The sequence below is a fragment of the Amycolatopsis sp. NPDC024027 genome, assembly GCF_040638975.1.
Classification (GTDB): Bacteria; Actinomycetota; Actinomycetes; order Mycobacteriales; family Pseudonocardiaceae; genus Amycolatopsis.
Genome location: NZ_JBEZYY010000005.1, coordinates 48,967 through 73,759 on the forward strand (window position 1 = coordinate 48,967; position 24,793 = coordinate 73,759).

The window sequence follows — 24,793 nt, forward strand, 5'->3', positions numbered from 1 at the left end:
GTCGGTGAATACACGTATTTCCGGCTGATCGGCGCAACGGGGGTTGGTCCACATGGACACGAACACCGCGACCGATCAAGATGGGAAGCGGAGGCGCGGTGGACGACGGCGGCGTGAGCGCGCGGCGGGACCTGACGAGTTACGTGGGCCGCGCCGAGGACGAAGCCCAGGTGCGGCGCTTGCTGGGTGCGAGCCGCCTGGTCACGTTGACCGGTCCCGGTGGCGTGGGCAAGACCCGGCTCGCCTGCCGGGTCGCCGGCTCGGTGACCCGGGCCTTCTCCGACGGCGTCGCGATGGCCGGGTTCGCCGGGTTGCGCGATGGCACCCTGGTGACCCGCACGCTCGCCGACTGCTTGGGCCTGCACGACACGGCCGCCCGGCCCGCCCGGGACACCGTGCTGGCCCACCTGCGCGACCGGCGGATGCTCCTGGTGCTGGACAACTGCGAGCACCTCGTCGCCGACTGCGCCGAGCTGGTGGGTGTTCTGCTGCGGCAGTGCCCGGGCCTGGCGGTGCTCGCGACCAGCCGGTGTTCGCTCGGGGTCGCGGGCGAGCGGATCGTGCCGGTGGCGCCGCTGGCCGTCCCTCCGGAGAACGCCCGGACGGTCGCGGACGCGGTCGCCTACGACGCGGTACGGCTGTTCGTCGACCGGGCGGCCGAGGTGCTGCCGTCGTTCCGGCTCACCGAGGACGACGTGGCGTCCGTGGTGGCGTTGTGCCGGCAGCTGGACGGCCTGCCACTGGCCGTCGAGCTCGCCGCGGCGCGCACCCGCGTGCTCTCGCCCGGGCAGATCGTCGCCCGGATGGGCGACAGCCTGGCGCTGCTGACCACCGGCGCGAGGTCGCTGCCGGAGCGCCACCGCAGCTTGCGGGCCACCATCGAGTGGAGCCATTCCTTGTGCACGGACGTCGAGCGGGCGGTCTGGGAGTGCTGCTCGGTGTTCGCGGGTGCGTTCGACCTGTCCGCCGCCGAGGACGTCTGCGCGGTTCCTGGGCTCGATGGCTTCGCGGTGCTGGACGCCGTGGACGGATTGGTCGACAAGTCGGTGCTGCTGCGCGTCGGAGGAACGAACGGCATCCGGTTCCGGATGCTCGAGGCCCTGCGCGAGTTCGGTCAGGAACGGTTGACCGCCACCGGGACCGCCGAGGTCGTGGCCCGGCGGCACCGCGACCACCACGCGCGGCTGCTCGGGCAAGCCGGCGCCGAGTGGTTCGGCCCCCGGCGCGAGGACTGGTTCGCCCGCCTGTCCGACCGGCACGCGGACCTCCGGGCGGCGCTGTCGTGGTCGCTGCGCGACCCCGAGGAGGCCGCGGTCGCGCTCCGGATGGCGAGCGGCGTGATCGAGTATTGGATGGCCCGGGGTGCCGCGTGGGAGATCCGGGAGTGGTTCGACCGTGCGCTCGCCGTCGCGCCCGATGACGCCCCGGGGCGAGCGAGGGCGCAGGCCCGCGCGGCCTTGTGCGCCGCCCTGCACGCGGATCTGGACGGGGCCAGGCACCGGCTGAAGCTCGCCGAAGCCATCAGCGACGACGACGCGGTGCCGTACATCTGCCACGCGCGGGCCTTCGTGGCGCTGCTCGCGGTCGAGCCGCGTGCGCTGGAGAACGCCGCCGAGGCCGTGCGGATCTTCGGTGCGCGGCGCGAGCCGCGGCACCAGCTGCACCCGATGTTCATCCAGGCGGTGGCGACGGCGTTCCGCGGTGACCTCGCCGGTGCGCGGCGCCTGCTGGACCGGATGCTGCGGCTGTGCGAATCGGGGAAGGACGAGTCCTACCGGTCCATGGCCCTGTTCGGACTCGGCACGGCCGAGATCCTCTTCGGCGGTGACCTCGGTGTCGGTGAACGCGCGATGCGCGACGCGCTGGAGATCGACCTGCGGGGGCCGGACGTGCTGTCGGCCGCGTACCGGGTGGACGGGCTGGCGTGGGCTTCGGCCAAGCGCGAGGACTGGCCGGACGCGGCGAGGTTGTTCGGCACGGCGGCGACGTTGTGGGACCGGTGTGGAGCGGAGCCGGACATCGCGGTGTCGCTGGCCCACCGCGAGCTGCTTGCGGCCACTCGCGACGCACTCGGCGAAGCGCGGTTCGAGGAGGCGTTCGCCGAGGGGCACCGGCGGAATCCGCACGACATCCTGGCGCCGGAGGCGGCCGCGGCCACGGAGTGCGAGGAGGCGGCCGGGAACGCGGTGCTGCCGCCGCTGACCCGGCGCGAGTCGGAGATCGCCAGGCTGGTCGCGACCGGGTTGAGCAACCGCGAGATCGCCGTCCGCCTGGTCATCGCCCAGCGGACCGCGGAAACCCACCTCCAGCACATCCTGAACAAACTGGACCTCGCGAACCGGACCCAGGTCGCCGTCTGGGTGAACGAGCGGCTCGCCACCTGGACGGGACCCGCAGGAGCCGCGCGTGCACCCGGGTTGTCCCTGCGTGCACTGCGCCTACCGGAACGGTGACCCGGCCGGACAAGGTCGGACCATGACGAAGCTGAGCGCCGAGCAGATCGCCCGGCACGCCTACGCGGCCGGGTTCCGCGGCCAGGGCCTGACCACCGCGGTCGCCGTCGCGCTGGCCGAGTCCGGCGGGCGGGCCACCGCGCACAACGCCACCCCGCCGGACGATTCCTACGGTCTCTGGCAGATCAACATGCTGGGTGCGCTCGGCCCGGAACGGCGCCGCCAGTACCACCTGAAGTCCGACGGCCAGTTGTTCGACCCGGACACCAACGCACGGGTCGCGAACCGCATCTCGGGCGACGGCCACGACTTCACGCCCTGGTCGACGTACACGAACGGGGCGTACCAGCACCACCTGACGGCCGCGCGCGCGGCCGCCCGGGACGTCACCAAGCACCGCGGTGAGCCCCAGGCACGAGGAGGTGGCGGGCGGCTGCGGGTGGACGACGCGGTGCTGCACGCCTACGTGCACCGGACCCGGCACGTCGCCGACGCGCTGGGCACCGCGACCGGGCAGCTGCGCGACGTCCGCGAGATCGCCCGCGACAGCTTCGGGAAGATCGGCGAGGAGTCGGGGTTCGCCGGCGCGCTGGCCGAGTTCGGCCTGGCGCTGCAGCGGCAGGTCAACGGCGTCGGCGCGCACGCCGACGGGCTCGCGTCGGCCGCGGGGAAAGCCGCGAAGTCCTATCGCGACCACGAGACGGCCACTGCCGCCGCGCTGAACGGAAAGGGCTGAGATGGACACCGCCGCGCTTGCGCGCTCCTTCGCGAAGGACCTCATCGCGCACCGCGACAAGCTCGCCGGGAAGGCCGAAGACGCCGTCCGCGCCGAGTACGCCCTGCACCAGGTGGCGGGGGCGCTGGACGCCCAGCACGACGCCTACCACAAGGAAAGCACCACGGTCCTGGAACACTGGCACGGCCGCGGCGCCGACGGCTTCCGCCACCACAGCGCGAAGCTGACGAAGGAGCTGCGGATCACCGGCGGAGCCGGCGCGGCGGCGGAGCAGGTCGTCGCGCACGTGGCATCCACAGTGGACAGCGGACACACGGCCGTGCAGCGGCTGGTCGACGAGTACACCGCCCAGGCCAAGCAGGTGCTCGACGCCGGTGTCGCGGCCGGGACGCAGGCGGCGCTGATGCGGGCCGTCGGGCACGCCGCCGACCTGGCCCCGCGGTACACGCGGCAGTCGGCGTCGACGCTGCGGCACGTCGACGCCGAACTCAAGGCAGCGGCGAAGAAGCTGCACGAGCTGCGGAAGGACCTGACCCACGATGGGGTCGTGGACAAGGCGGTGAAGACGACGCACCCCGGCAAGGTCTCCGGGCGGGGCCGGGAGATCGTCCACGCGGCGCGGAAAGAACTGGGCACCCGCGAGAACCCGCCGGGCAGCAACCGGAACCCGTACGGGCCGGCCGCCGCGTGGTGCTCGTCGTTCGCGACGGCGATGTGGCGCAAGGCCGGGGTGCAGATTCCGGTGCTGCCCTTCAGCGGTGACGTCTACCACTGGGGCGAACGCAACGGGCACGCCTACGGCAAGCACGCGCTGCACGAAGCGAAGCCGGGGGACGTGCTGATCTTCGGCACCGGCCCGCAGAACACGTCGACGAGCACGCACATCGGCATCGTCGAGAAGGTCGAAGGCAACCAGGTCACGATGATCGAAGGCAACTCCGGGGACGCCGTCCGCCGGAACACGCACCCGCTCTCGGCGTCGACGTTCTACGGAGGGGTCCACCCGTGATCACCGGAAAAGCCGCCGACCGGACGGTCGCCGTCGAGGTCGCGCCCGGTGGGGCGCTGCAGGAGCTGACCCTGGAAGCCGCGGCGCTGCGGCTGGAGCCGGACGAGCTGGCGCGCCGGATCCTGGTGCTGACGGCGGCCGCGTCGGCGCGGGCCACGGCTTCCTTGTGGCACACCCGCGACGGGGTGGCCGCCCTCGGCCTGCCGGAGCCGGGGCCAGCCGCGGAAGAAACCACACCGGACAGCTGGCGGGCGCAGTGACCAGGACGGCTGTGGAGCTGGCCGACGACGCTTTCGCCGCCCCGGAGCCGGGATACGGTGCTCGGCTGGCGGCGATCCGCGCTTCGGCGGCGGATGACGGCGTGTCGGTCGTCGTCGACCTGCACGGCGCGCTGGTGGACCTGCGGTTCGACCGGTCGGCGCTGAACAAGGCGCCGGGAGAGCTGGCCGGGCTGATCCGGCGGCTGGCGTCGGAGGCGGGGGCGGATGCCCTGCGCCAGGGCCGCGAGCTGCTGGGAGACCTGCTGCCGGACGAGCCCGGGACGGCCGCGCGCCCGGACCGCGCCCGCCGGCCGCCGGAGCCCGACGAGGACTCCCTCGTCCCAGCGACCTGGGCGATGTGAACGAGCGACGGCCGGCTGCTCAGCGGACGTCGTCGACCATGCGCGCCAGGCGGTCGGCCAGCCAGGCGCCGTCGGCGGGGGTGACCGTCACCCACGGCTCGCCGCCCACGTGCTCCGGGGTCACCGCGTACCGGCCGGCGGCCGTGTCGAACCAGGCCAGCACCGGGCTCCGGCCCGCCGGGCCGGTCGCCGCCAGCTGCCCGGCCGCGTAGCGCTGCGCCGTCACCAGCGTCGCCAGCGGGCGGACCGCGCGGCCGGTGATGCCGGCCGTGCTCAGCGCCCGCTCGAACGCGTCGTACCCGCTGCGCGCGTAGGCGTCCATCGCCGCCGAATACGCCGCACGGGGCAGCCGCAGCTGGTCACCCGGCCCCGCCTCGGCCGCGCCCACCATCCGGGCCACCGCGGGGACCAGGCCGTCCGGGCGCACCGGCTCCAGCACCAGGTCGCGGTCGTCCAGCACAGCGAGCACGCCGGCGCCGGCCCGCGCCGCCGCGAGCAGCCGCCACGGCGCTTCACCCAGCACCAGCGCGTCGACGCTCACCGTCGGCGAACCCAGCAGCACGACCAGGTCCGCCAGTTCCGGGTCGACGTCGTCCCCGTCCGTGAACCCCGCCTCGGCGAGGCCGGCGAACACCCGGACGCCCAGGTCGTCGCGTTCGGCGTGCGTCGCGCCGTGCGACGGCACGTCGAACGGGTACGGCGGTGGCCCGCCCGGCCCCAGGTCCTCCCAGAGGAGATCGAATTCCAGATGCGACAGGATCACTCCCGCCGCCGTCGCGGTGCGCCGCGCCATGGTCCCCCTTCCCGGGCCGAGCGACCGCCGTCGGGCACGATGGTGCCGATGGCCGAGCCGCAGTCGTTGGACGTCCCCGCGAGCGGGTACCTCGTCGTCCGCGCGTCCGGGGCGGCGGCCGCGCGCGCCGCGATCCTCGGCGGCCGCAAGGACCCCGAGGACGTCCAGCTGCTGCTGCGCTGTCCCGTCCCGCGCGCGGTCGCCGAATCCGGCGCGAAGCTGACGTTCGCCGACGCGACGCTGCACCTGCAGCCCTCCGGCGTCGTGATGCTGACCGTCGCGGCGGCGAAGCTGTCGATCTCCTTCGCCGAGCTGCGGCCCCTGATGTTCCGCCCGGTCGAGGTCGACGCGCCGCTGCGTTCGCTGTTCGCCGGCGCCGTTGCCCACGTCGTGGCGGCCGGTCCGCGGCTCGACCCGCACGGGCTCGCGCACCACCTGCTGGGCCTGGCCGAACTGGTGCTGCGGAGCGCGTTGCGCGTCGAACTCGACCGCGTCGACGCACTCGCGGCCCGGCGGCGCGAAGCCCTGGAGTACATGCGGGCGCACCTCGGCGAGCAGTCGCTCAGCGCGGACAAGATCGCCGAGGCGCTGTACATCTCGCGTCGGCGGCTGTACCAGCTGTTCGACGACGGCCAAGGCGTGTCGGAACGGCTCAAGGGCCTGCGGGTCGACCGTGCGAAGGCGTTGCTGGCCGACCCGGCGAAGGCGGGACGCGGGATCGCGGAAATCGCGCGGGACTGCGGGTTCACCAGCGCCCCGCACTTCTCGCGGACGTTCCGCCAGGCGACCGGCCGGACCCCACGCGAGTTCCGGGAGCGGGCGCTGCGGGGGTGAGGTCGACGCCGGCGACGAGCGTCCCGGCCAGGCCGGCGACCTCCAGCCAGCCGCGACCGCCGGGGGAGTGCAGGGTGAACACGGCCGCGCGCGGCCGATCCGGGTCGAGCACGACGGCCTGCAGCTGTGCGCCGGAAAGGCCGATCCGCTCGACGATCACCACCGGGTAGCCGCGGCCGGTCCGCGCATCGCTGACGTCGCGGATACCGGGGGTGTGGTCGGCGAGGTGGTACCCGAGGTCGGCGGCCTCGCCGGGGTGGTCGACCGGGACGACGCCCGCGATGAGCAGGGCGGGATCGGCGTCCCGGTGTTCGACGAGGGCCAGCAGCCCCGCCCGCTGCTCGTGGGCGACCTCCGCGCACTGGACGGCGGCAGCCTCGAGGCCGAGGTCGCGGGCGGCGTCGGGACCGCGCAGGCGGGCCATCAGGGCGTGCAGCTCGGCCGTGGTGCGCTCGACCGAGTCCAGGTTCACCGGGGTGATCCCCGGAACGGCGGGCAGTTTCACCGGCCACCCAGTGCGGTGGCGAACGCGCCGACGGCACCCGGCGGCGGCGTGACCGGCACGACCGGAGTCTTCGCGACGGTCACGCCCAGCTCGCGCCCGACGGCCGAGAAGGTCTCCAGCTGGGTCGCCACCCCGGAGAAGCCGGGCGCGGCCGGCAAGGGGGCTCCGTCGCCGAGGGCACTCAGCCGCTCGGCGACGCGGGTCGCTTCGGTGTTGTGGGCGCGTTCCAGGTCGCGGGCTTCGGTGAGGACGCGGTCGAGGTCGTCCTGGCGGGCCGCGAGCCGGGCGCGGGCTTCGGTGAGGTTCGGCTGGGTGACGGGAGAGAACTGGGCTTCGGTTTCGGCTTGCTCGACGTCGTCGTGCGCGGCGGTGACGGCTTGGCGCGCCACACTGGCGCGTCGGTCGAGGTCGTCGGCCCGGCGGTGGTTCGCGACGAGAGCGCCGGCCCAGTCTTCGAGGACGCCGGCGGCGGCGCGGAGGGCGTCCCGGGTGGCGGCGAGGGCGGCGGCGGCTCGTTCGGCGTGTTCCGCGAGTGCTTGCGCGGACCGGCCGGCCCACTCGGGGATCGGGCCGGGGGAGCGGATTTCCTCGAGCCCGGCCGCGGCGGCGGTGCAGCGGCGGGCGGCTTCGGCCACCGCGTCGGGGCTGCCGGGGACCGGGTCGAAGCCGAGGCCGCGGAACTCAGCCATGGCCGCGGCTCCGCCGGCCGGACGCAGGGCGGACCGACCGGCGGGCGGCGTTCGCGGGGTGATTCCGGTCAGCCATCGGCTCGGCCCAGCTCCTCGGCCGCGGCAGCATCCGCGGCCCGGTAAGCCTTCGCGGCCGTCCGGACACCCGTGGCCGCGCCGGCGAAGTCCGTTCCCACCGCTCGTATCCTGCCGGACCACTCGCCGGTCAGCGCGGTGAGCGCCGCCGAGACCGGTGCCGGGCCGAGGTCGTCCGGTGCCGCCAGCGAGTCCGCTGCCGAGCGGTACTCGTCCGCCGTGTCCTCCAGGCGCAGCGCCAACGCGTCGAGGGCCGACGGGTCGGCGTGGAAGCCGGTCATTCGCCGAACACCGGCGGATAGGCCGGCGGGAGGTCGTCGAGCAGGTCGTAGCCCTTCGCGTACTTGTCGCGGTGCTCGGTGTCCTCCTCGCGCCGCGTGCCCTGGCCCGGCGGGTACATGCCGTACCCGCCCGCCGTGCCGCGGCCGCTCGTCCCGCCCGGTCCGAAGCCCGGCGTCCCGGCCCCGAACCGGCCCGCTCCGGCGCGGCCGCCTTCGCCGAGCGTCCCGGAGCCCGGCGTTCCGGCCACGGGAACGCCCGCGAAGCCGGGACCGTAGCCGGAGCCGGCCGCGGCCGGCGAACCCGGCCCGGCGGCGCCGATGACCCCGTCGAGTGCGCCCGGGACTCCGGCGCCGGTGAACGTGGGCGGCAGCGCGGACGCCGTCGACGTCGAGTCGTCCGGTCCGGCACCCGGCTCGTCGTGGGCTCCCTCGTGCGGCGGCGAGGGAGGATTGCGGGGGTCCGGAGGCGCGGGCGGATCGCGGGGGACCGGAGGCGCGGGCGGGGTCCGGACCACCGGTGGCCGCGGTGCGGAGCCGGAGCCGGCGATCACCGGCGGGGCCGTGTCGAACTCCGGGGGCAGCCGGTGGCGGACGTCGTGGCTCGCGCTCTCGTACTGTTCCATCACGCGGACGGCCGCGGCCTTGGCGTCGTCGGCTTCCTTCTTCGTCGGCAGCCTGTCGTCGAGCAGCTGGTCCAGCATGTAGGTGCCCTCGGGGCCGTCGAGCCGCTTCACCGCGTACCCCTGCCGGAACCACCGCTCGGCCCAGTAGTGCACCGGCTCGGGCATCCGGTGCCGGGCTTCGGCGACCACCGACGTGTACGTGTCGAGGCCGGCGCCGACGCGCTGGGCGTTCTCGCCCACCGTCGCCGCCCAGCCGGTCAGCCGGTCCACCGATGCCGCGGCCTGGTCCGCCGACGACCCCTGCCACGACTCCCGCAGCTTTCCGACCAGCGCCGACACCTCGTCGGTCGCGGAGCTGACGCCGGTGGCCACCTCCTTCCACCAGGCCGCATGCTGGTCGAGCTTCGCCGGGACGGCCGACTGCACCATGTCCCACAGTTCGCGGTGCTCGTAGCTGTCCCAGTTGATCCGGCCGAACGTGGCTTCGCGGTTGTTGACCGCCTTTTCCCGGCGGACACGCCGGGCCTTCACCCGCTGCCGCGCGGTCGGGGCGTGGTGCGTCGAGTGGAACTCAGGCATCCGCGTCCCCCGTCGGCAGCCCAGCCGCGGCCTGTCCGTCGTTGCCCTGGTGCATCGTCACGACGGTGCCGAGCGTCTGCCGCAGCACCGCGAGCTCGGCCAGGTACGACTGCAGCGCGGCCTGGACCCCGCCGGCCTCGGCGCCACCGCGCACCGCGAACGAGCGGCGCATCCAGTGGGCGACCGGTCCCTTGCCGTCGGCCAGTCCGGTGTCGAGGGCGCGGGCCGTTTCGAGGTGCCGGCGCAGCTCGTCGTAGCGCTCGTCGATGGCCCTTTTGAGGGCTTCGACCCCGTCGTAGTGGAGTTCGATGCCGCCGGTGCTCGCGGTGGTCACCGGCCCCGCGTCGACCAGCTCGTTCGTCTCGCGTTGCTGCTCCGCGCGCAGCTGCCGCCGCGCGTCGGCTTCGTCGCGCACAGTCGCCATGGAGGTCCTCCCTCGCCACCCAGGCGTCCATCCTGGCCAATGCCGGCCGCGTTGAGAAGAGCGACCCACCCGGGTGCACGGGTGGACATGAAGACTGCACGGGCGGATAGGGCGGGCGTGGTGCCGGTGGCCGGCGGCCCGCCGAGGTCGGCCGGCGGCCGCACTGACGACGGCCCGGTGCGGCCCCGGGCCCGGCCGCCCTCTCCCGGCCGCGTGCTCGGCTGAGCCGGTCGCCATGCTCGGCATGAAGCGGCTCCAGCGCGGTGATCCGCCCCTCACTCGATCGAGGGGAACGCGGCTCGAACGGCTCAGTGGCGGCCGCGGCGGGAGGCACTGCGGGCCAGTGCGTCGACACGCTCGCGGACCCGGTCGTCGGCGCGGTAGACCGCCAGCAACGCCCGGATCCGGGTGTTGGCGTCCGCCCCGTCGTCCACGCGGCCCTGGCGCAGCACCCGGGCGTCGTCGGGGTGCAGATAAACGCTCACCCGGTGCGCCGTGACGGTTTCGGAGGTGAGGATCCGCGGGTCCGCCTGGTGGTCGGCATCTGGGTCGCCGGCGTCGTCTGCCCGTTCTCTGCTGGCCATTTCGTCCTCGTTTTGTCGGCACGGTTGATCACTCCTTTCGAGTCTGATCACGTCGGGCGGGAATGACCAGACGGCCATTGGAGTGACACCGGCGCACCGCCCACTTGTCCCGGCCGCCACGATCGGGGCAGGCCAGCGCCCGTCCACAAGCTACTCGGCCGGTAAAGTGAAACCGCGAGAAAGCGTTTTGACGCATTCACGTGAAATCGTCAAACACAATGGTGTAATTGCGCCGATTCGACGAATGGTCACGCGAAACACTTCATTTCCGCGGTTTCGTGCCTACAGTTCACCTCGTCGTTCCCCCCTTCGATCGGAGAAGACCGTGGCTCTCGAAAAGATGTCCGACCAGTTCCAGGGACTGCCGATGGAATCGCTCATCGGCGGTCCGCTGACCGCGGCCTGCAACGCGCAGGTGATGCTCGCCAACTCCACCGCCACCTACATCAACACCGTCGGCTTCGACCGGCCCGCGGACGGCCCGGTCACCGACCAGGCCGGCTTCGCCCGGCTGCGGACGGTGAAGTTCGCCTTCCAGCGGCCGCGCGAGGTGCCGCCCACCGGGGACACCGGCGGCGACGGGCAGGCGGTGACCGAGGACGTCAGCCTGTCGGTGCCGTTGCTGTCGATGGTCCCGGTGCCGAACCTGCAGGTGGACACCGTCGACGTCGCGTTCGACATGGAGGTCAAGTCCGCCGAGCAGTCGAAGGACAGCAAGGACGTCGAAGCCTCGCTCGACGCCAAGGGGGAAGGCCGGATCGGGCCGTTCAGCCTCTCGGTGTCGGTGCACGGCAAGGTCGCCACCCACCAGGAGAACACCCGCAGCTCGGACAACTCCGCGAAGTACCACGTGGCGGTGAAGGCGACCAACCACGCGATGCCGGAAGGCCTCGCCCGTGTCTTCGACATCATGGCGACCTCGATCGCGCCGGTGACGACGGTCATGCCGGACAAGCCCGCCGACAAGGCGGTCGCGGCGAAATGAGCTCCGAGACGGTCGCGACCATCCTGCGGGCGCTGCACCACGCGGTGCTTGACGCCCAGCGGCTGGCCGAAGAGGAGCACGTGCGGCAACTGCGCCGGCACACGCTCGACGAGTCCGGCGACACCCGCGCGCCGCAGCTGCTGCCCGTCACGATCCCGGGCACCCTGCCCGAGGCCGAGGACCAGGAGATCCAGGTCCCGGTGCTCGCGCTCGCGCCGCCGCACCCGCTGCGGATCCACGACCTGACCGTCAGCTTCCGCGCCCGGCTGCTCGGGCTCGGCGCGGTCCCGGACGCACCGGACGACCCGGCCGTCACGGCTCCGCTGCTGGCGTCACTGGGTTCCGGAACCGAGGGCGACCTCGCCCAGTTCAAGGTCACCTTCGAGACCGGCGAGCGGCCCGAGGCGTTCGCCCGGCTGCTCGACCGGATGACCACGAACAACGTGCCGTGAAGGGAGAACAGCCATGACCGCACCGGATCCACCGGTCGACACCCTGTCGCTGGACCAGATGATCGCCGCGCCCGTCGTGTCGGCGGCCCGAGCGGCCGAAGCGCTCGCGGACGCTTCGGCGGACTTCGTACGCCGGGTCGGGGTGGACGAGCACGGCGCGGTCCGCACGGTCGACTTCGCGTTCAGCCGTCCCGTCGAACCGCCGGGCCCGGCGGCCGAACAGGCGGTGGTGGGCGAAGACGTCCACGTCTCGCTGCCGCTGCTGGCCCTGGTTTCGGTGCCCAGCCTGCGGATCGACACCTTCGAGACGCACTTCAGCCTCGAAATCCGTTCCCTGGGGCCGACCGCCGGCGACACCGGGGAACCGCCGCAGGTGCTCGTGAAACCCGCCGCCCAGCGGGAAAACACGCGGGACACGGACAAGACGGCGAAGTACACGGTCGACCTGCGCGCGTCGGCGGCGCCGCCTTCGGAGGCGCTGGCGCGCGTGCTCGACCTGATGGCCCAGTCGGTCACCGCGGTCCCCCGGCCGCCGGCGAAGGCCTGACCGGTGGACACCGTCGCCGAGGGCCTGCGGTCGCTGTTCCGCGAGCTGAACGGCGAGTTCGGCGCGGTCGGCGCGGTCGGCATGCGGGCGCTGGAAGCCGCGTACTGGATCACCGCGCCGGACGGCGCCCGAGCCGTGCGGGTCACGGTCGACGGCGCCCGCGTCCGGGTGTCCGCATCGCCGGTGCCGGCGCCCGCGTGCCTCACCGTCCGGCGGCGCCCGGGCCGGCTGGTGGTGCGCTGGGCGCCGGTGCCGGGCGCGATGGCCTACGTCGTCCGGCTGGTGCGCGGTGGGGTCACCGTGCGCACGCTCACCGTCCGCGACACGACGGCGGTGGTGCCGTTCTGCCCGCTGCGCCGCGGCCGCCGGTGCGCGGTCGTGGTCGCGGCCCGCAACCGGGTCCGCGGGCCGGGGACGGCTGTTCCCGTGAAAACCCGTTCACACAAGGAAAGGTGAAAACCATGGATTACGAGAAGATCGGCTCGAAGGTGCGCGGCTCCGGAGTGCAGGAGTTCAACCAGTCGGCCGAAGCCGCCCGCGAGCGCGTGACCATCGGCAACGGCGTCTGCCGGGCCCTGGTCGTGCAGTGGCTGGCGGCGAAGGCCCGCGGCGAGGACTACTGGACGAACCGCGGGACCGTGACCGAGCCACTGCTGGCGGCCGCGACGCGCCTGACGAAAGCGGTCGACCTGCAGGCGGAGTACGAACGCGTGGCGCAGTCGCGGTTCGTCGTCGACCCCGCCACGGAAGACGCGCTGTCGGCCGCCGGCCTCGGGTTCGTCATCCGCGACACCACGGCGTCGGCCCAGTGGGGGTTCGCGACGGACAAGCCGAACGACGAACCCGAAAAGATCGTCGGCGCGGCGTTCGACCGTCATTCGCGGGCGTTCATCCTGTCGATCAAGGGCGAATCGGGTGGCCACTCACTGGGCCTGTACCGGTCCGCGCGCGGGGACGTCCGGCTGTTCGACCCCAACATCGGGGAGTTTTCGGCGAAGTCGGAGGCCGAGCTGCGCACGCTGCTGCTGGCGGTCGGCGCGGCCTACCGGGAGCACCGGATCGACCTCCACGACAGCTACATCCTGTGGAGCTTCGCCGACTGACGCGGCCGGGGCCGCACCGCGGGCACGCTCGCGGTGCGGCCAGGGCCCGAACCGGGATCCAGGTTGCCTCGGCGGTTCTGTCCGCTTGGGACGTTCGTGCGGCAAAGCTGCCCTGAATACTCCCGTCCGCGCCGTCGCCCAAGGCCGCCGGCCCATCAGGTGTAAATGGTGGTGGGGGCGGTGGGCGGCGACCGCGGGTAGGTAGTCGACGGGGGAACGGGGCGCGGTGGAGCGGACGACGTGTTGCGTCGTGGGCGGTGGCCCGGCGGGCATGGTGCTCGGCTTGCTGCTCGCGAGAGCCGGGGTCGAGGTCACGGTGCTGGAGAAGCACGAGGACTTCCTGCACGACTTCCGCGGCGACACCGTGCATCCGGCGACCCTGCAGCTGCTCGACGAGCTGGGGCTGGGGGAGCGGTTCGCGCGGTTGCCCCAGACGCGGATCACCGAGGTGGTCCTGCCCGACGGAGACGGCGGAGTGCGGCGGATCGGTGATTTCGGTGCGTTGCGCAGGTGGGGAGTGCGGCATCCGTACGTGGCGATCGTTCCCCAGTGGGACCTGCTGAACCTGCTCGCCGACGCCGCGCGGGCGGAGCCGGGGTTCCGGCTCGAAATGGGGGCCGGGGTGACCTCCCTCATCCACGAGCGCGGCCGGGTCGCCGGGGTCCGGTACCGCACGAGCGGGCCCGGCGGCGAGCAGGTCGAAGGCGAGATCCGGGCGGACCTCACGGTGGCGTGCAACGGCCGGAATTCCGTACTGCCGGCGGCCGCCGGGTTGGGGGTGACCGAGTTCGACGTTCCGTTCGACACCTGGTGGTTCCGGCTCTCGCGTCGCGAAGGCGAGCAGGTCGAACAGCTGACCCGGCGGCCGGGCCGGGGACGTTTCGCGATCGTCATCCCCCGGGAGGGCTACTTCCAGATCGGGTATGTCGCACGCAAGGGCACCGACCGCCGGCTGCGTGCCCGCGGCATCGACGCGTTCCGGCGTGACGTGGCCGAACTCCTCCCGGAGTACGCCGACCGAGCCGGCGAGCTGGTCTCGATGGACGACGTCAAGCTTCTCGACGTCCGGCTCAACCGGCTGCGCCGGTGGCACGTCGAGGGCCTGCTGTGCATCGGGGACGCCGCGCACGCCATGTCGCCGGTCGGGGGCGTGGGCATCAACCTCGCAGTCCAGGACGCCGTCGCGACCGCGACCTTGCTGGCCGGGCCGCTCCAGCGGGGCGCGGTGCACGGAACCGACCTCGCCCGGGTACGGCGGCGCCGGTTGCCGTCACTGCTGCTGGTGCAGGCCTTGCAGCGGATCATGCACACCGACCTCGCCGGCCCGATCGTGTCCGGGGGACAAGCAGGGCCGCCGGGCTGGATCATGACCGCGGCGCGGTGGGTGCCGATCCTCCGGACGTTCGCGGTGTACCTCGTCGGCGTGGGGCTGCGACCGGAGCGAGCTCCGGCGTCCGCCCGACGCGGCGTCACGCCGGAAGTGTTGCCGGGCTGAACCCGCACTGGCGACCGTTCGCCGCGGAGGTAAGCGGATCACCCATCGATCAATCGGGTGACGTTCCGGCCGGCCGAACAACCGGCGTCCGGCCTCCGGCGTGGTCGCCGTACAGGCGCACGGCCTGTTCCGAGGGAGGCACCCGTGAAGAAGTTCGCCATGCTGCTCGCCGTCTTGCTGACGGCGACCGGCCTCGTAACGCTGCCCGCCACCGCTTCGGCGGCGACCAGTTGCAGCGGCAGCCTGATCGACCGCAAAGTCGTGAGTTACGGCGGCGCGGACATCGCCGAGCTGGCGGTGTACTTCAACGCGTCGACGGGGGTGAACTGTGCCCGGATGAACCACCTCGGCGTCACGTACGGCCACCCGTACCGCACCGCGGTGTTCATCGTCGCCTGCACCGAGACGAGCCCCGCGTCGGTGTGCGACTACTACGGCAGCCCGGACGCGCAGGACGGCACCTACTCGTACTACGCGGGCCCGGTCGAGGTGACGGCGCGCGGCCGCTGCATCCACGCGGCCGGGGACATCTACTACCCGTCCGCGTCGAACAAGCGGCACGTCGAAACCTCACCGGCGGCGAGCCACTGCGGCTGAGTGGCACCGGCCTGACCAGCCCAAACGCCCGAGGGGGTGCTGCGCGGACCCGATCGGGCCCCGCGCGGCGCACCTCTCGAACAGTGACGCGTCAGCTGGAGCGGTTCGCCCACCACGTCTGGCCGGCCTCGGGGCAGCGTGGAGATCGGGTCGTAGTACCGGGTACCGCCGCTGCAACGCCTCTGGGTCGTCGAGCTCAATATCGGTCACCCTGTTTGCGCAGTGACGTTCGCGACCGCGAATGTCCACAGTAGACCACCGGGGCATTTCTGGGGCATTTGCGGAAGACGCGATCCGGACCGCGTCGACCGAGGATGTGGCGCCGGCCCGCATGTTGTGCCGACTTCGCCTGGTGCTCATCGCCGCTGGGCTCTTTCGGTTGAGCGTCGATATCGGGCCCGTGCAGGTAAGCCCGGCCATGACCACGAGTGGGTGTGGCACCCATAGGGGTGCCGAGGCTGCCACACCTGTCACTCAACTCTGCCTGACCTGCGCGCCCACCCCTGCCCGTTGCCGCGGAAGCAGACGGGGGGCAGCGAGGGCGCCAGACCACGACTCGTGACGGCAGGTCCCGGACCCGGGCCCGCACCGCTCCGCTGGCGAGGACGTCGTCGACCATCGTGAACGACATGACCTGCGTCAACTCGCCCAACTGCCCCGGGCCGGACCGGCCCGCAGCGACCGTGACCGTGCGGTGGACGACAGAAAGCTCGGACTGCGGAACTCCCAGCTCGACGGGTGTCTTCGAGGACAGCCGCCACGACGGACCTCTCCGGCTTCGTTGTCGATCGCGCAGGCCACCGCTGATCGGGCGTGAACGTCCAACCCGACACACGTCCGCTCGAGAAACGCCGGCGCCTCCCGTGGATCGCGGCGAGGCGCCGGCCCTCCATACGGTCTAGATCCAGACCTGCTCGTTCTGCTCGGGGCTGAGTTGCAGTGTGGTCGTCAGAGCGGTGGCGGTCACCATCGAACCAGCGCCCCGGCGGCCGTACTTGGCGCGGTAGGCGGCGTCGACCGCGGCTGTGACCTGGGGTGAGCTGTCGCCGATGTCCTCGATGGCGACATCGGCTTCCAGACCCGGCACGCGGATGCGGGCTCGACGTGCCCGCAGGGCATGACCGAACCAGCCGGTGTCCCGCCGGTACCAGCTCCGTACGTACACTTGCGCGCCGGCGCACACGACCCAAATCGGTACCCATCGCCGCAGTCTGCCGTCGGCGTGTTCGACAGCGATCTGCAGTTCCTTGGCCGCGTTGATGAGACGCAGGTCCTCCGGAGACCATGGGGAAGTCACGGGCGGAGTCTCCCTTGGCGGCTGCCTTCCGACCACGTCGCTGGGAGTCCGGTCACCAGGGAACTACTCCATTGTCGTCGAAGAGGCCGCCGGCCGGTCCGTCGTCGGGCAGGGTGGCGAGTGGCGCGGACGACGCCGATCACGTTGGTTTCCAGCACCCTCCGGAACGCTTCCGGTGTGACAGTTCCGGGCGCTTCCGGCCAGAATCCCGCGATACCGGCGTTGTTGACCAGCACGTCCAGCCTTCCGAATTCTTCGTCCAGGAACTCCATTTCGGTCGTGCCGCCGAGCGGCTCGGGATCGCCGGCCGGCGTTGTCGCGCACCATCACCCAGCTCGAGCGGCGGCTTGGTGTAGCGCTACTCGAACGTACCAGCCGCAAAGTGACCCTGACCGAGCCCGGGTCCGCACTGCTTGCTGAGGGCAGGGCGATTCTGAACGCGGTTGCCGCGGCCGAGCGACGCACCCGGCAGGCCGCGACGGATGACCCGAAGGTCGTGCCCGGCGCCAAGGCCGGAGCCTCCGGTGAGCTGCCGGCGAAATTGCGTGACGCGTACGCCGCGGAACCGGGCGCGGTCGGTGTCGAGCTCGTGCTGTGTGAATCCCAGCCACAATTGCTGCTCCGAGATGGACAAGCAGACATGGCGTTGCTGCACGAGCCCTATGACTCGACGGTGGGGTTCGACACCGAGGTGCTCCACTCGCAGGACCAGATCGCTGTCACCACGGTGATCGCCTGGCCGCCACACAGCCGCTCTCGGGCTGTCGCTGACCTGATCCGCGTGGCAACGCGCGTCTGAATCCTCCAGGTGAACCCTATGGGGGCTGGTGAGTTGGCGCTCGCAGGCGGTGGTGGAGCGGGGCGCGCCGACGCGCCCGCTCGTTGTCGGCGCGGAGCCGGGGTATCCGCGGCGATCTGATCGACAGGTTCCTTGGGGTGGGACCCGCAAAGTTCACTCGGGCGCGTTCAGATCCGGGAGTGCCGCGCGATCCTGCGGTTGGCGATAGCGATCGTGCCGACGGCCAGCAGAACGGCGACGATGGCGCCGAGGGTGTTCATCGTCCAGTCGTTCGTGTCGCAGATCCGCCCGAGGGCGGGCACGAGAGCCTGTACGGTCTCGATCGCGGCGGACAGCCCGGAACCGGCCGCGAGCACGAACAGCGGCCGCCGTGTGGCAAGCGCGGCGAAGAAGACCGGCGGAATGAAGAGGGCCACGTTGGCCACGAGCTCGATGCTGGTCAATGTGGGCACCGAGAACTCGACCGTGCAGGCAGTGTGACCAGTACGGGGTGAAGTCGGGGAGAGGGGTAAGGCAACGGCTGGGAGCAGGGAAAGGACCGTGAGCGCCGTCAGGATCCGTGGCCCGAATCGACGAGCGCGCAGGGCGAGGTAGCCTGCGCCGGCGCAGATCACGGCGAGCAGAAGCAGCGCCACGGGTGTCAATGCCGGATGCTCCAGCACGAAGATCGTGATCACGGAGCAGATGGTCTCACGGACGTCGAATCGCCTGTGCGGTTCACCCCCAGCGGTGGACACCGAGTTGGCCCCGGCCTGATGCAGGATCTCGCGACCGTGAGCCTGGACAAGACTTGAGCCGGCTTCGGAAGGCCGGAGGTTCGCCACGCCCGACGCGGTCGCGAGAACGTCAAGGCCGTTCGGAAGGAGTGTCCCGAGGGCGCGCAGTGGCGCGGTCCAGGCCGTCGCGGGGGTGCGAACCAGGTCAGAGCCGGTTGGTCGCCGGCTTGGTGCAGCAGGTAGGTCGCGACCGGGTTCTGGGTCGGGTCGGGCGGGACCCGGGTGAGCAGGGCCAGCGCGATTCCCCCTTCGATCTGTTCGGCGAAGGTGGGTGGGGCGAGGGTGTTGTCGTCGATGATGCAGTGGGGGATGGTCAGCACGGGCGGGGTACCGGTGACCCGGCGTGGCCCGGTATACCGTCGCGGTGTTCGGCGCGGACCGGGAACCCGTGTGCACCGGCCACGGTCGCGGCGATGGCATTGACCACTATGGACAGTGTGGTGAGCTCGGCGGGTAGGCGAGGTGCACGCAGACGGGCAGCCGGTCGGCGCTGCAGGCCGGTGTGTAGGCGACTGGCTGGTCGCTGGTGTCGTTGTGCAGCACAGGGATGGTCACCCCGCGGCTGTCGGCGGTACCGGTCGCGACCAGCGTCGCGGCCGCCGACGCCAGAAGCAGGCCGGCGGGACGGCGATGGTTCCGCCGCGGATGCCGAGCCATTCGCGGTGGGTGGTGCGAGCGAGGGCATCGAAGGCGACGGCCGGCCAGGAACACCAGCTGGGTCTCGGCCAGGTCGAGCCGGACGTCGTAGAAGACCGCGGAGTCGAGGCCGACGACGGGGAGCAGCGGGTTGAGCAGTCCAAGCCGCGCACCTCCGGCGGCGGCCCGCGATGATCGAGGCCGGCCCGGGCAAGACGCTCGACGCGGTCGAGGAGATGCTGCGGTACTTCACGATCATCGACGCGGCGGCGTCCCGGCTGTGCGCCGAGGACACCGAGGTCGGCGGGCAGCTGATCCGCGCCGGCGAAGGAGTGCTGGCGCTCGGTCATTCGGCCAACCGGGACCCGCGGGCGTTCGAGCACCAGTGCCTGGGCCAGAACTTGGCTCGGATGGAGCTGCAGATCGTGTTCGACACGCTGTTCCGCCGCATCCCCACCCTGGAACTGGCGATGGACGTCGACGAGCTGCCGGTCAAGGACGACGCGAACATCTACGGCCTGTACCAGCTCCCGGTGACCTGGTAGCGGACGGACTGCCCTCCCCACCTCATGAGGGGAGGGTCATGAAAATCATCGCGGACACCGGCAGGGCCAGTGAGGCCTGTCGTCATCGGGATTCACCGACGTCGCCGCCACGCTGGACGTGGCCCCACGAAGTGGCCCCGATCTGATTTCCGTTTCGGTGTGAAGCGTCGGCCGCCTCCGTGTCAGGCCGACTCGACGATGGGGAGCAGCAGGTAGGAGTTGTACTCGCCACCGGTGTGCAGCCTGACAGTGCCGTTGTAGACGTCGGCGGGCCGGTGCGCGGGGTCGTCGTGCGGGAATGTGTACTGCGCGAACGAACGGTGCGGCGCGGACCTGACGCCGTTGACGGCGGTGGGCAGGTCGTCGGCGCCGGCGTAGAGGTAGTCCGTGCCCCGCACGTCCAAGGTGAGCCGGTAGCCCGCGGGCAACACCAGGCTGGTGGGCAGGATCTCGACGTCCACCTCGTAGACGGCACCCGGTGTGAGCGGCTCGACGCGATCGTGCCGGTGCACCGGCAGGTACGGACGTGACTGGTCCTCGTCCAGGGCCCGGTGCGAGGCGCGAAGCCAGCCCTGCGCGACCGGCACATGAGGATCGTTCGCCCCCTGGAAGACGACCTCCGTGCCGTCCGGGGAAAAGGCGCGCACCACGAGGAACAGGTCCGCGTCGGTTGTGAAGGACTCGACGTACAGCTTCGCCGCCACGGGTCCGGCGATCTCGATGTCGCGTGGGCAGACGTAGGAGAAGCTCAGCGCGCCCGCGCCCGCGTCGTAGCTGTCCTGTGCCTGCCCGGGCGGGGCCTGTGTGCGCAGCGAACAGTCGCTCGCGTCCAGGTACAGGCGAGTCCAGTCGGTCTCGGGAAGCGGCCACTGCGCGGCACTGCGCAGCCCGACCCGACCGTCGGCGTGGCGGGTGCGCAGCTCCACTCGGGGCTGCTTGTTCCAGCCGGTGTCCTCGTCCTTGAGAAAGTGGCCGAAGAACCGCTTCTGCAGGCTCAGGCCGTACTCCGCGTAGAACAGGGAGAAATGCGTGTCCTCGTGCATCGTCAGCCACTTGTCGGCCGACGCCACCTGCTGGAATCCGCGGGTGTTGCCGCGCAGGTGCAGCCCGATCCCGCCCCAGTTGCCGGCCGACAGCACCGGCACCTGGATCCGCGTCCAGTCGGGGAACAGGCGGGCTCGGTGGAACTCGTCGTGCAGCGGGTGCTCCCGGATCTGCCGCCCGAAGTCGGATCGCCGCTGGCTGAGCTCGTCGTCCGTGAAGGTCTCGTCGCCGCAGACCAACTGCCCGGTGTGCGGATTGCGTCCGCCGGCCTCGCCCTTGCCGTACTGTCCGATCAGACCGTACCAGCGGTCCACGAAGGTGGTCAGGATCCCGCCGTGGTAGGAGGCGTCGCGGTAGCTGTCGCCCGCGCCCTCCCACACGCAGATCGCGGCCAGGTGCGGCGGCTGCGCAGCGGCTACCTGCCACTGGTTCATCGCCAGGTAGGAGATGCCGTTGAGCCCGATCCGGCCGTTGCTCCACGGCTGCTCGGCGGCCCACCCGATGCTCTCGCAGAGGTCGCGGGTCTCGCGCGCGGAGAACGGGTCGAGATACCCGGGCGAGCGGCCGGTGCCGCGGGAGTCGACCCGCACGCAGACGTAGCCGTCGGGCACCCATTTCTCGGGGTCCACGACCTCGAAGTTCTGGTACCGGCCGCTGGATCCCTCGAGGATGTCCGGGTGGTCGGTGGTCATCTTGTGCCACGCAGGGGGCATGAGCTCCTGGAACGGCCGGCCTTTCCCGTACGGTCCGCAGCTGAGGATGACGGGGTAGGCGCCAGGGGCGCTCGGGCGGAAGACGTCGGCGCGCAGGACGACGCCGTCGTCGACGGGGATGGGCACGTCCCACTCGATGGTCATGTCGTCGACGGAGTCGATCCGGAAGGGGCCGTGCGCGGCCGAGTTGTCTGCGGTTTGCAGCATGGTCGGGTCCTTCGCAGGAGGTGTCGGGTGAGCGGCCGGCGTCACGGCGCCGTCGGGGTGTCGAAGTAGTGGCCCTCGCCGAGGTCGTCGACGAGCCTGGGACCAGTCGGCCGTGGCCGGCACGCAGATCCATTTGCCGGCAGCGGCGCCCTCGCGTAAGGCGTCAAGGTCGTCGAGAGCGCCGGAGACGGTTGTCCTTGACGTTTGTGACGCTAAGGCAGGGTGACTACGACCTTCGCCGCCGAGACGCCCTTGCGCTGGATGTCCATCGCGTGCTGGAAGTCGTGGACGCCGTGTCCGACGACCGTGGGCTTGGGGGCGGCGATGTAGCGCCCCTCGGCCAGGGCACGCGGGAGGAAGTCCCGATAGATGGCCGTGCTGACCTCGTTGGCCTTCAAGGTGGTGCCGAAGATGTTCTTCGTGCCGACCCGGCGCAGGCGGGACTTCACCTGAAGCGCCACGTTGGCCGTGATCAGCCGCAGGATCACGCGCGGGAGCTCGAACCGGCGGCGGCCCTCGTCGGCGAGGCTGTCGAAGGAGACCGGCGGGCTGGCCATGGCCACGAACCTTGTGCCCGTGGCAGAGCCCACGATCGACACACAGGCCGCGGCCGATGTGGTGCCGATGGCGATCGCGCCGGCCAGCGTGCGGCCCTTGAGGGCCGCGATGATGTCGGCCACGACAGTCGGACTGTGATAGTCGAAGACCTGGCCGGCGCCGAGAGACGTGACGTGGTCGAAGTTGCGCGGCGAAGCCGTGGTGATGACCTCGTAGCCCGCGGCGACCGCCAGTTGGATGGCGTTGCTGCCGACGCTCGTCGAGCCGCCCCACACCAGGACCGTCTGTCCGGTCGGCTCGGCGCCGGCCGCCGGGTGTCGCAGTCCCAGGTGGTCGGTCTGGAACAGGCCGCAGGCCGCGGTCGAGGTGGCCAGCGGGACAACGGCGGCGTCCTCGAAGGACAGTGTGTCCGGGATCGGGCAGGTCATGCGCTCCAGTAGGACGGTGTACTGCTGGAAGGCGCCCTCAGCCGGGCTGTTGCTGTCCTTGTCGGTGCCGACTGCGTGCCCGAGCACCCGATCGCCCACCCGGAACCGGGTGACCGCCTCGCCGACCTCGACGACCTCGCCCGCGACGTCGGATCCCAGCACGGTGGGGTAGTTCAGCCAGCGGTAGGCCAGGTTGCCGGCAGACTGGATGATCCAGTCGAGCGGGTTGACGGCGACGGCGTGGTTGCGGACGACGATCTGGTCGTCCGCAGGCGGGGTGTACGGCGCCGAGGCCGCTTCGAGCCGGGCGTTCTTGGCGGTGATCCAGGCAGCGGTGTTCGTCGGCATGTGCGATGTGCTCCCTCATCAGTGATTGCACTTGGTGCAGTCACTAGCGTGCCATATGACTGCACCAAGTGCAATCAGCTACAGTGTGCGGGTGGCACGGTGGGAACCGGACGCGCGACAGCGACTCCAGCAGGCAGCCATGGAGCTGTTCGCCGAACGCGGGTACGCCGACGTGACCATCGCCGAGATCGCCGACCGGGCCGGGCTGACCAAGCGCACGTTCTTCAACCACTTCGCCGACAAACGGGAAGTTCTCTTCGCCGGCGCGCAGGCGTTCGAAACGAGCGTCGTGCGCCACCTGACTGAGGCCGGCGACGGTCTGAGCCCGATCGACTCGGTGCTCGCCGCCCTCACCCGCGCGGGCCTCGGCCTGGCACAGTACGGCGAGTTCGCCCTCGCCCGGCGCGAGCTGATCGCCTCCACACCCGATCTGCAAGAACGCGACCTGATCAAGATGGCGTCCCTCGCCGTGACCATCGCGAACACCCTGCGCGGCCGTGGCGTGCCCGACCGGATCGCCACCTTCACCGCACAGGCCGCGGTCACCGCTTTCACCGTCGCCTACGACGACTGGACCGAGGACACCACCGTGGACTTCCCCGTCCTGATGCGGCAAGCACTGTCCGACCTGCGCCACGCGACCTGCGGTGCACAGGCCGACCGCGAGCCACCCGGACAGGAACGCTGACAGGTCTGGCATCTCCCCGCCTGAACCGCGGGACGCTGAATCCCTGTGCGACTGGCACCGGATCCTGCTTTTCGCGGCCGCATCGAAGAAGGCGTGCCCGAAATCGCAAAAGCGGCCGGGCCAATGCTGCAGTGGCAGTGAGGTTCCTGGGTAGTCGCTCCCCGCCGGGAGGCGTGCCCGACGCGGGCGCCGCGCTCGCGGCGGTGTCCGGAGGGCGGAGACCAGTGCGCGCTCGAACGCGTCCGGGCCGCCCTGGGCGATCGCGACCTCGCTGATGCTGTTGTGGATGAACGTCTCGGCGAGTTGCCGGCCCTGCGCTGAGCACTGGGGACATCGGTCATGGCCCGCGATGATTTTCGGACCGAGCTGCTGTTCGGCGCTACAGCGGAGGGGGCCGTCCGAGGCGAACCGGTATTCCGCAACTCCTCCGACGAAGCTCCCAAGCCGAGGCGCGTTGGCGTCGGAGCTGGGCAACTGCAGCCACGCTGCGAAGACGATGGCGCTGCTGAACCGGCTCGATGGGGCAGGTCCATCAGGCGCAGCCGACAGCTCGCCGATCGCCACCGAGTCACGTTGCGTCTGCTTCTACCGCCCGTTTTGGGACTCCCACCCAGGGCCCCGGCCTGCGGTCAGGCAACGGGCGGCAGCGGTGCCGAATCGGCGCGCTGGAGGGCGTGGCCCCGCCCATGGCTGAGAGGCGGCCCGTCGTCCCCTGTTACGGCGGGTCCGGGGCCGACGATCGGTCGGTGGTCAGGTAGGCCACCGCCATGAGAGCAGTCCGGCTGCGCCACTGCTCCCAGGTCATGCCGTCCGGAGCTGCCTCGACACTGAGCGCGCGGTGCATCGCCGAGGCGGTGATGGTGCGGCCGATGAACGCGAGCTCCCCGTCCGCGTCTTGGAGTCGGACCGTCCCGCGGTGTGGCGCGGCTGCTTCGACCAGCAACCGCCGCAGGGCGGCCAGGCCCTCGGCGCGCTCGTCGGGGACGGGCCGCAGGCCAACCCCGAAGATCTCCGGCAGGAGGCGTCCGCTCTCGGCCATCCAGTCCACAACCGCAGCGGTGTAGGCATCGATCACCGACTCCAGATCGGCCAGTGGGGCCCGGAGCCGAGCGGTGACCCGGTCGCCGAACCGAGCGAGCATGCGGTCCTTGACGGCGCGCAGGAGCAGTTCCCTGTTCTCGAAGCGGCGGTAAACCGTGCCGACGGAGACCTCGGCGCGGGCCGCGACCGCGCCTATGGTGACCGCGTCGGCGCCGACCTCGATGAGCAGGTCCTCGGTCGCGGCGAGGAGCTTGGCCTCCGTCTCGCGGCTACGCGCCTGCTGCGGGGCCCGCACGCCGACCGTCATGTCTTCGGCCGTCATGACCC

30 protein-coding genes and 3 pseudogenes are annotated in these 24,793 nt (G+C 71.7%); 18 read left to right on the plus strand and 15 right to left on the minus strand.

Translation table 11 applies throughout. From position 1 onward, the window contains the following. Positions 1 to 98: 98 nt before the first annotated feature. Genes AB0F52_RS14510 through AB0F52_RS14530 form a run of 5 tightly spaced genes read left to right on the plus strand, consistent with a single transcriptional unit; the run spans position 99 to position 4,820 of the window. Positions 99 to 2,453, plus strand: a complete 2,355-nt coding sequence (locus tag AB0F52_RS14510) for a LuxR C-terminal-related transcriptional regulator (protein WP_360169745.1) — start codon at positions 99 to 101, stop codon at positions 2,451 to 2,453. Between the two features lie 22 nt (positions 2,454 to 2,475). Continuing rightward, complete coding sequence (locus AB0F52_RS14515) at positions 2,476 to 3,189, plus strand: transglycosylase SLT domain-containing protein (RefSeq protein ID WP_360169748.1); 714 nt, start codon at positions 2,476 to 2,478, stop codon at positions 3,187 to 3,189. A gap of 1 nt (position 3,190) precedes the next feature. Then, the gene (locus AB0F52_RS14520; RefSeq protein WP_360169751.1) at positions 3,191 to 4,198 is read left to right on the plus strand and encodes a CHAP domain-containing protein; all 1,008 of its coding nucleotides are present in this window, start codon (positions 3,191 to 3,193) and stop codon (positions 4,196 to 4,198) included. Continuing rightward, entirely contained in the window at positions 4,195 to 4,458 is a 264-nt protein-coding gene (locus AB0F52_RS14525) for a YbaB/EbfC family DNA-binding protein (protein WP_360169754.1), read from the plus strand. The genes AB0F52_RS14520 and AB0F52_RS14525 overlap by 4 nt, the downstream gene beginning before the upstream one ends. Beyond that, positions 4,455 to 4,820, plus strand: coding sequence for a hypothetical protein (locus AB0F52_RS14530; RefSeq protein ID WP_360169757.1), 366 nt, complete (start codon positions 4,455 to 4,457; stop codon positions 4,818 to 4,820). Before AB0F52_RS14525 ends, AB0F52_RS14530 begins: the two co-directional genes overlap by 4 nt. Positions 4,821 to 4,839: 19 nt before the next feature. Here the strand turns inward: AB0F52_RS14530 and AB0F52_RS14535 are convergent, their stop codons facing one another. Further along, positions 4,840 to 5,613 (minus strand): ESX secretion-associated protein EspG, encoded by a 774-nt coding sequence (locus AB0F52_RS14535; RefSeq protein ID WP_360169760.1) that lies wholly within the window; start codon positions 5,611 to 5,613, stop codon positions 4,840 to 4,842. A 48-nt stretch (positions 5,614 to 5,661) separates the two neighbouring features. Here AB0F52_RS14535 and AB0F52_RS14540 point away from each other — a divergent pair, with 48 nt between their 5' ends. Then, on the plus strand, positions 5,662 to 6,447 hold the full coding sequence (locus tag AB0F52_RS14540; protein WP_360169762.1) for a helix-turn-helix transcriptional regulator: 786 nt from the start codon (positions 5,662 to 5,664) through the stop codon (positions 6,445 to 6,447). On the opposite strand, the gene AB0F52_RS14545 is transcribed toward AB0F52_RS14540, so the two are convergent. The 6 genes from AB0F52_RS14545 to AB0F52_RS14570 form a co-directional block, all read right to left on the minus strand. Then, the gene (locus AB0F52_RS14545) at positions 6,359 to 6,952 is read right to left on the minus strand and encodes a hypothetical protein (protein ID WP_360169765.1); all 594 of its coding nucleotides are present in this window, start codon (positions 6,950 to 6,952) and stop codon (positions 6,359 to 6,361) included. The genes AB0F52_RS14540 and AB0F52_RS14545 overlap by 89 nt on opposite strands. Further along, a complete protein-coding gene (locus tag AB0F52_RS14550) occupies positions 6,949 to 7,641 on the minus strand; it encodes a hypothetical protein (protein ID WP_360169768.1) in 693 nt (230 codons plus the stop codon). The genes AB0F52_RS14545 and AB0F52_RS14550 overlap by 4 nt, the downstream gene beginning before the upstream one ends. A 68-nt stretch (positions 7,642 to 7,709) precedes the next feature. Beyond that, positions 7,710 to 7,997 (minus strand): type VII secretion target, encoded by a 288-nt coding sequence (locus tag AB0F52_RS14555; protein WP_360169771.1) that lies wholly within the window; start codon positions 7,995 to 7,997, stop codon positions 7,710 to 7,712. Next, on the minus strand, positions 7,994 to 9,199 hold the full coding sequence (locus AB0F52_RS14560; RefSeq protein ID WP_360169774.1) for a PPE domain-containing protein: 1,206 nt from the start codon (positions 9,197 to 9,199) through the stop codon (positions 7,994 to 7,996). Before AB0F52_RS14560 ends, AB0F52_RS14555 begins: the two co-directional genes overlap by 4 nt. Further along, entirely contained in the window at positions 9,192 to 9,623 is a 432-nt protein-coding gene (locus AB0F52_RS14565; RefSeq protein ID WP_360169777.1) for a hypothetical protein, read from the minus strand. Before AB0F52_RS14565 ends, AB0F52_RS14560 begins: the two co-directional genes overlap by 8 nt. 308 nt (positions 9,624 to 9,931) lie before the next feature. Continuing rightward, positions 9,932 to 10,207, minus strand: a complete 276-nt coding sequence (locus tag AB0F52_RS14570) for a hypothetical protein (RefSeq protein WP_360169782.1) — start codon at positions 10,205 to 10,207, stop codon at positions 9,932 to 9,934. A gap of 325 nt (positions 10,208 to 10,532) precedes the next feature. On the opposite strand from AB0F52_RS14570, the gene AB0F52_RS14575 reads away from it, so the two are divergent. From AB0F52_RS14575 to AB0F52_RS14605, 7 genes are all read left to right on the plus strand, one after another. Beyond that, the gene (locus AB0F52_RS14575; protein WP_360169785.1) at positions 10,533 to 11,192 is read left to right on the plus strand and encodes a DUF2589 domain-containing protein; all 660 of its coding nucleotides are present in this window, start codon (positions 10,533 to 10,535) and stop codon (positions 11,190 to 11,192) included. Continuing rightward, positions 11,189 to 11,644: a DUF2589 domain-containing protein gene (locus AB0F52_RS14580; RefSeq protein ID WP_360169788.1), complete on the plus strand. Its 456-nt coding sequence runs from the start codon at positions 11,189 to 11,191 to the stop codon at positions 11,642 to 11,644. The genes AB0F52_RS14575 and AB0F52_RS14580 overlap by 4 nt, the downstream gene beginning before the upstream one ends. Positions 11,645 to 11,657: 13 nt before the next feature. After that, positions 11,658 to 12,191, plus strand: coding sequence for a DUF2589 domain-containing protein (locus AB0F52_RS14585; RefSeq protein WP_360169791.1), 534 nt, complete (start codon positions 11,658 to 11,660; stop codon positions 12,189 to 12,191). A gap of 3 nt (positions 12,192 to 12,194) precedes the next feature. Further along, positions 12,195 to 12,647 (plus strand): hypothetical protein, encoded by a 453-nt coding sequence (locus AB0F52_RS14590; RefSeq protein ID WP_360169794.1) that lies wholly within the window; start codon positions 12,195 to 12,197, stop codon positions 12,645 to 12,647. 5 nt (positions 12,648 to 12,652) lie between these two features. After that, a complete protein-coding gene (locus tag AB0F52_RS14595) occupies positions 12,653 to 13,294 on the plus strand; it encodes a YopT-type cysteine protease domain-containing protein (RefSeq protein WP_360169797.1) in 642 nt (213 codons plus the stop codon). Positions 13,295 to 13,520: 226 nt separating this feature from the next. Further along, positions 13,521 to 14,789, plus strand: coding sequence for an FAD-dependent oxidoreductase (locus tag AB0F52_RS14600; RefSeq protein WP_360169800.1), 1,269 nt, complete (start codon positions 13,521 to 13,523; stop codon positions 14,787 to 14,789). A gap of 144 nt (positions 14,790 to 14,933) precedes the next feature. Beyond that, positions 14,934 to 15,386, plus strand: coding sequence for a hypothetical protein (locus tag AB0F52_RS14605; protein ID WP_360169803.1), 453 nt, complete (start codon positions 14,934 to 14,936; stop codon positions 15,384 to 15,386). 196 nt (positions 15,387 to 15,582) lie between these two features. Here AB0F52_RS14605 and AB0F52_RS14610 read toward each other — a convergent pair whose 3' ends face one another. The 3 genes and pseudogenes from AB0F52_RS14610 to AB0F52_RS14620 form a co-directional block, all read right to left on the minus strand. After that, positions 15,583 to 16,221, minus strand: coding sequence for a transposase domain-containing protein (locus tag AB0F52_RS14610; protein ID WP_360169806.1), 639 nt, complete (start codon positions 16,219 to 16,221; stop codon positions 15,583 to 15,585). Positions 16,222 to 16,284: 63 nt separating this feature from the next. Next, entirely contained in the window at positions 16,285 to 16,683 is a 399-nt protein-coding gene (locus AB0F52_RS14615) for a DUF2255 family protein (RefSeq protein WP_360169809.1), read from the minus strand. 119 nt (positions 16,684 to 16,802) lie between these two features. After that, positions 16,803 to 16,931 (minus strand): annotated as a pseudogene (locus AB0F52_RS14620) (SDR family NAD(P)-dependent oxidoreductase); the annotation flags it as partial. Between the two features lie 65 nt (positions 16,932 to 16,996). On the opposite strand from AB0F52_RS14620, the pseudogene AB0F52_RS14625 reads away from it, so the two are divergent. Both AB0F52_RS14625 and AB0F52_RS14630 read left to right on the plus strand, forming a co-directional pair. Continuing rightward, positions 16,997 to 17,041: pseudogene (locus AB0F52_RS14625) on the plus strand (hypothetical protein); the annotation flags it as partial. A 24-nt stretch (positions 17,042 to 17,065) separates the two neighbouring features. Further along, a complete protein-coding gene (locus AB0F52_RS14630) occupies positions 17,066 to 17,482 on the plus strand; it encodes a hypothetical protein (protein WP_360170816.1) in 417 nt (138 codons plus the stop codon). A 167-nt stretch (positions 17,483 to 17,649) separates the two neighbouring features. Here the strand turns inward: AB0F52_RS14630 and AB0F52_RS14635 are convergent, their stop codons facing one another. Together AB0F52_RS14635 and AB0F52_RS14640 are read right to left on the minus strand one after the other, a co-directional pair. After that, a complete protein-coding gene (locus AB0F52_RS14635) occupies positions 17,650 to 18,159 on the minus strand; it encodes a VanZ family protein (RefSeq protein WP_360169812.1) in 510 nt (169 codons plus the stop codon). A gap of 525 nt (positions 18,160 to 18,684) precedes the next feature. Further along, a complete protein-coding gene (locus AB0F52_RS14640) occupies positions 18,685 to 18,915 on the minus strand; it encodes a hypothetical protein (protein WP_360169815.1) in 231 nt (76 codons plus the stop codon). Between the two features lie 12 nt (positions 18,916 to 18,927). On the opposite strand from AB0F52_RS14640, the gene AB0F52_RS14645 reads away from it, so the two are divergent. Both AB0F52_RS14645 and AB0F52_RS14650 read left to right on the plus strand, forming a co-directional pair. Continuing rightward, entirely contained in the window at positions 18,928 to 19,089 is a 162-nt protein-coding gene (locus tag AB0F52_RS14645; RefSeq protein WP_360169818.1) for a hypothetical protein, read from the plus strand. Positions 19,090 to 19,100: 11 nt separating this feature from the next. After that, positions 19,101 to 19,439, plus strand: a pseudogene (locus tag AB0F52_RS14650) (cytochrome P450); the annotation flags it as partial. A gap of 182 nt (positions 19,440 to 19,621) precedes the next feature. On the opposite strand, the gene AB0F52_RS14655 reads toward AB0F52_RS14650, so the two are convergent. Both AB0F52_RS14655 and AB0F52_RS14660 read right to left on the minus strand, forming a co-directional pair. Next, the gene (locus AB0F52_RS14655) at positions 19,622 to 21,403 is read right to left on the minus strand and encodes a CocE/NonD family hydrolase (RefSeq protein WP_360169821.1); all 1,782 of its coding nucleotides are present in this window, start codon (positions 21,401 to 21,403) and stop codon (positions 19,622 to 19,624) included. 212 nt (positions 21,404 to 21,615) lie between these two features. After that, the gene (locus tag AB0F52_RS14660) at positions 21,616 to 22,737 is read right to left on the minus strand and encodes a zinc-binding alcohol dehydrogenase family protein (RefSeq protein ID WP_360169824.1); all 1,122 of its coding nucleotides are present in this window, start codon (positions 22,735 to 22,737) and stop codon (positions 21,616 to 21,618) included. A gap of 91 nt (positions 22,738 to 22,828) precedes the next feature. Between AB0F52_RS14660 and AB0F52_RS14665 the strand changes: the two genes are divergently transcribed. After that, positions 22,829 to 23,425 (plus strand): helix-turn-helix domain-containing protein, encoded by a 597-nt coding sequence (locus AB0F52_RS14665; RefSeq protein ID WP_360169827.1) that lies wholly within the window; start codon positions 22,829 to 22,831, stop codon positions 23,423 to 23,425. 715 nt (positions 23,426 to 24,140) lie between these two features. Here the strand turns inward: AB0F52_RS14665 and AB0F52_RS14670 are convergent. Next, positions 24,141 to 24,788: a helix-turn-helix domain-containing protein gene (locus AB0F52_RS14670; RefSeq protein ID WP_360169830.1), complete on the minus strand. Its 648-nt coding sequence runs from the start codon at positions 24,786 to 24,788 to the stop codon at positions 24,141 to 24,143. Between the last annotated feature and the right edge of the window lie 5 nt (positions 24,789 to 24,793).

What these genes read in the sequence shown, in the direction of transcription:
- AB0F52_RS14515 (WP_360169748.1), top strand. Translation starts at nt 2,476, where the DNA reads ATGACGAAGCTGAGCGCCGAGCAGATCGCCCGGCACGCCTACGCGGCC.
- AB0F52_RS14520 (WP_360169751.1), top strand. Translation starts at nt 3,191, where the DNA reads ATGGACACCGCCGCGCTTGCGCGCTCCTTCGCGAAGGACCTCATCGCG.
- AB0F52_RS14535 (WP_360169760.1), bottom strand. Translation starts at nt 5,613, where the DNA reads ATGGCGCGGCGCACCGCGACGGCGGCGGGAGTGATCCTGTCGCATCTG.
- AB0F52_RS14540 (WP_360169762.1), top strand. Translation starts at nt 5,662, where the DNA reads ATGGCCGAGCCGCAGTCGTTGGACGTCCCCGCGAGCGGGTACCTCGTC.
- AB0F52_RS14550 (WP_360169768.1), bottom strand. Translation starts at nt 7,641, where the DNA reads ATGGCTGAGTTCCGCGGCCTCGGCTTCGACCCGGTCCCCGGCAGCCCC.
- AB0F52_RS14555 (WP_360169771.1), bottom strand. Translation starts at nt 7,997, where the DNA reads ATGACCGGCTTCCACGCCGACCCGTCGGCCCTCGACGCGTTGGCGCTG.
- AB0F52_RS14560 (WP_360169774.1), bottom strand. Translation starts at nt 9,199, where the DNA reads ATGCCTGAGTTCCACTCGACGCACCACGCCCCGACCGCGCGGCAGCGG.
- AB0F52_RS14565 (WP_360169777.1), bottom strand. Translation starts at nt 9,623, where the DNA reads ATGGCGACTGTGCGCGACGAAGCCGACGCGCGGCGGCAGCTGCGCGCG.
- AB0F52_RS14570 (WP_360169782.1), bottom strand. Translation starts at nt 10,207, where the DNA reads ATGGCCAGCAGAGAACGGGCAGACGACGCCGGCGACCCAGATGCCGAC.
- AB0F52_RS14580 (WP_360169788.1), top strand. Translation starts at nt 11,189, where the DNA reads ATGAGCTCCGAGACGGTCGCGACCATCCTGCGGGCGCTGCACCACGCG.
- AB0F52_RS14585 (WP_360169791.1), top strand. Translation starts at nt 11,658, where the DNA reads ATGACCGCACCGGATCCACCGGTCGACACCCTGTCGCTGGACCAGATG.
- AB0F52_RS14595 (WP_360169797.1), top strand. Translation starts at nt 12,653, where the DNA reads ATGGATTACGAGAAGATCGGCTCGAAGGTGCGCGGCTCCGGAGTGCAG.
- AB0F52_RS14640 (WP_360169815.1), bottom strand. Translation starts at nt 18,915, where the DNA reads ATGGCTCGGCATCCGCGGCGGAACCATCGCCGTCCCGCCGGCCTGCTT.
- AB0F52_RS14655 (WP_360169821.1), bottom strand. Translation starts at nt 21,403, where the DNA reads ATGCTGCAAACCGCAGACAACTCGGCCGCGCACGGCCCCTTCCGGATC.
- AB0F52_RS14660 (WP_360169824.1), bottom strand. Translation starts at nt 22,737, where the DNA reads ATGCCGACGAACACCGCTGCCTGGATCACCGCCAAGAACGCCCGGCTC.
- AB0F52_RS14670 (WP_360169830.1), bottom strand. Translation starts at nt 24,788, where the DNA reads ATGACGGCCGAAGACATGACGGTCGGCGTGCGGGCCCCGCAGCAGGCG.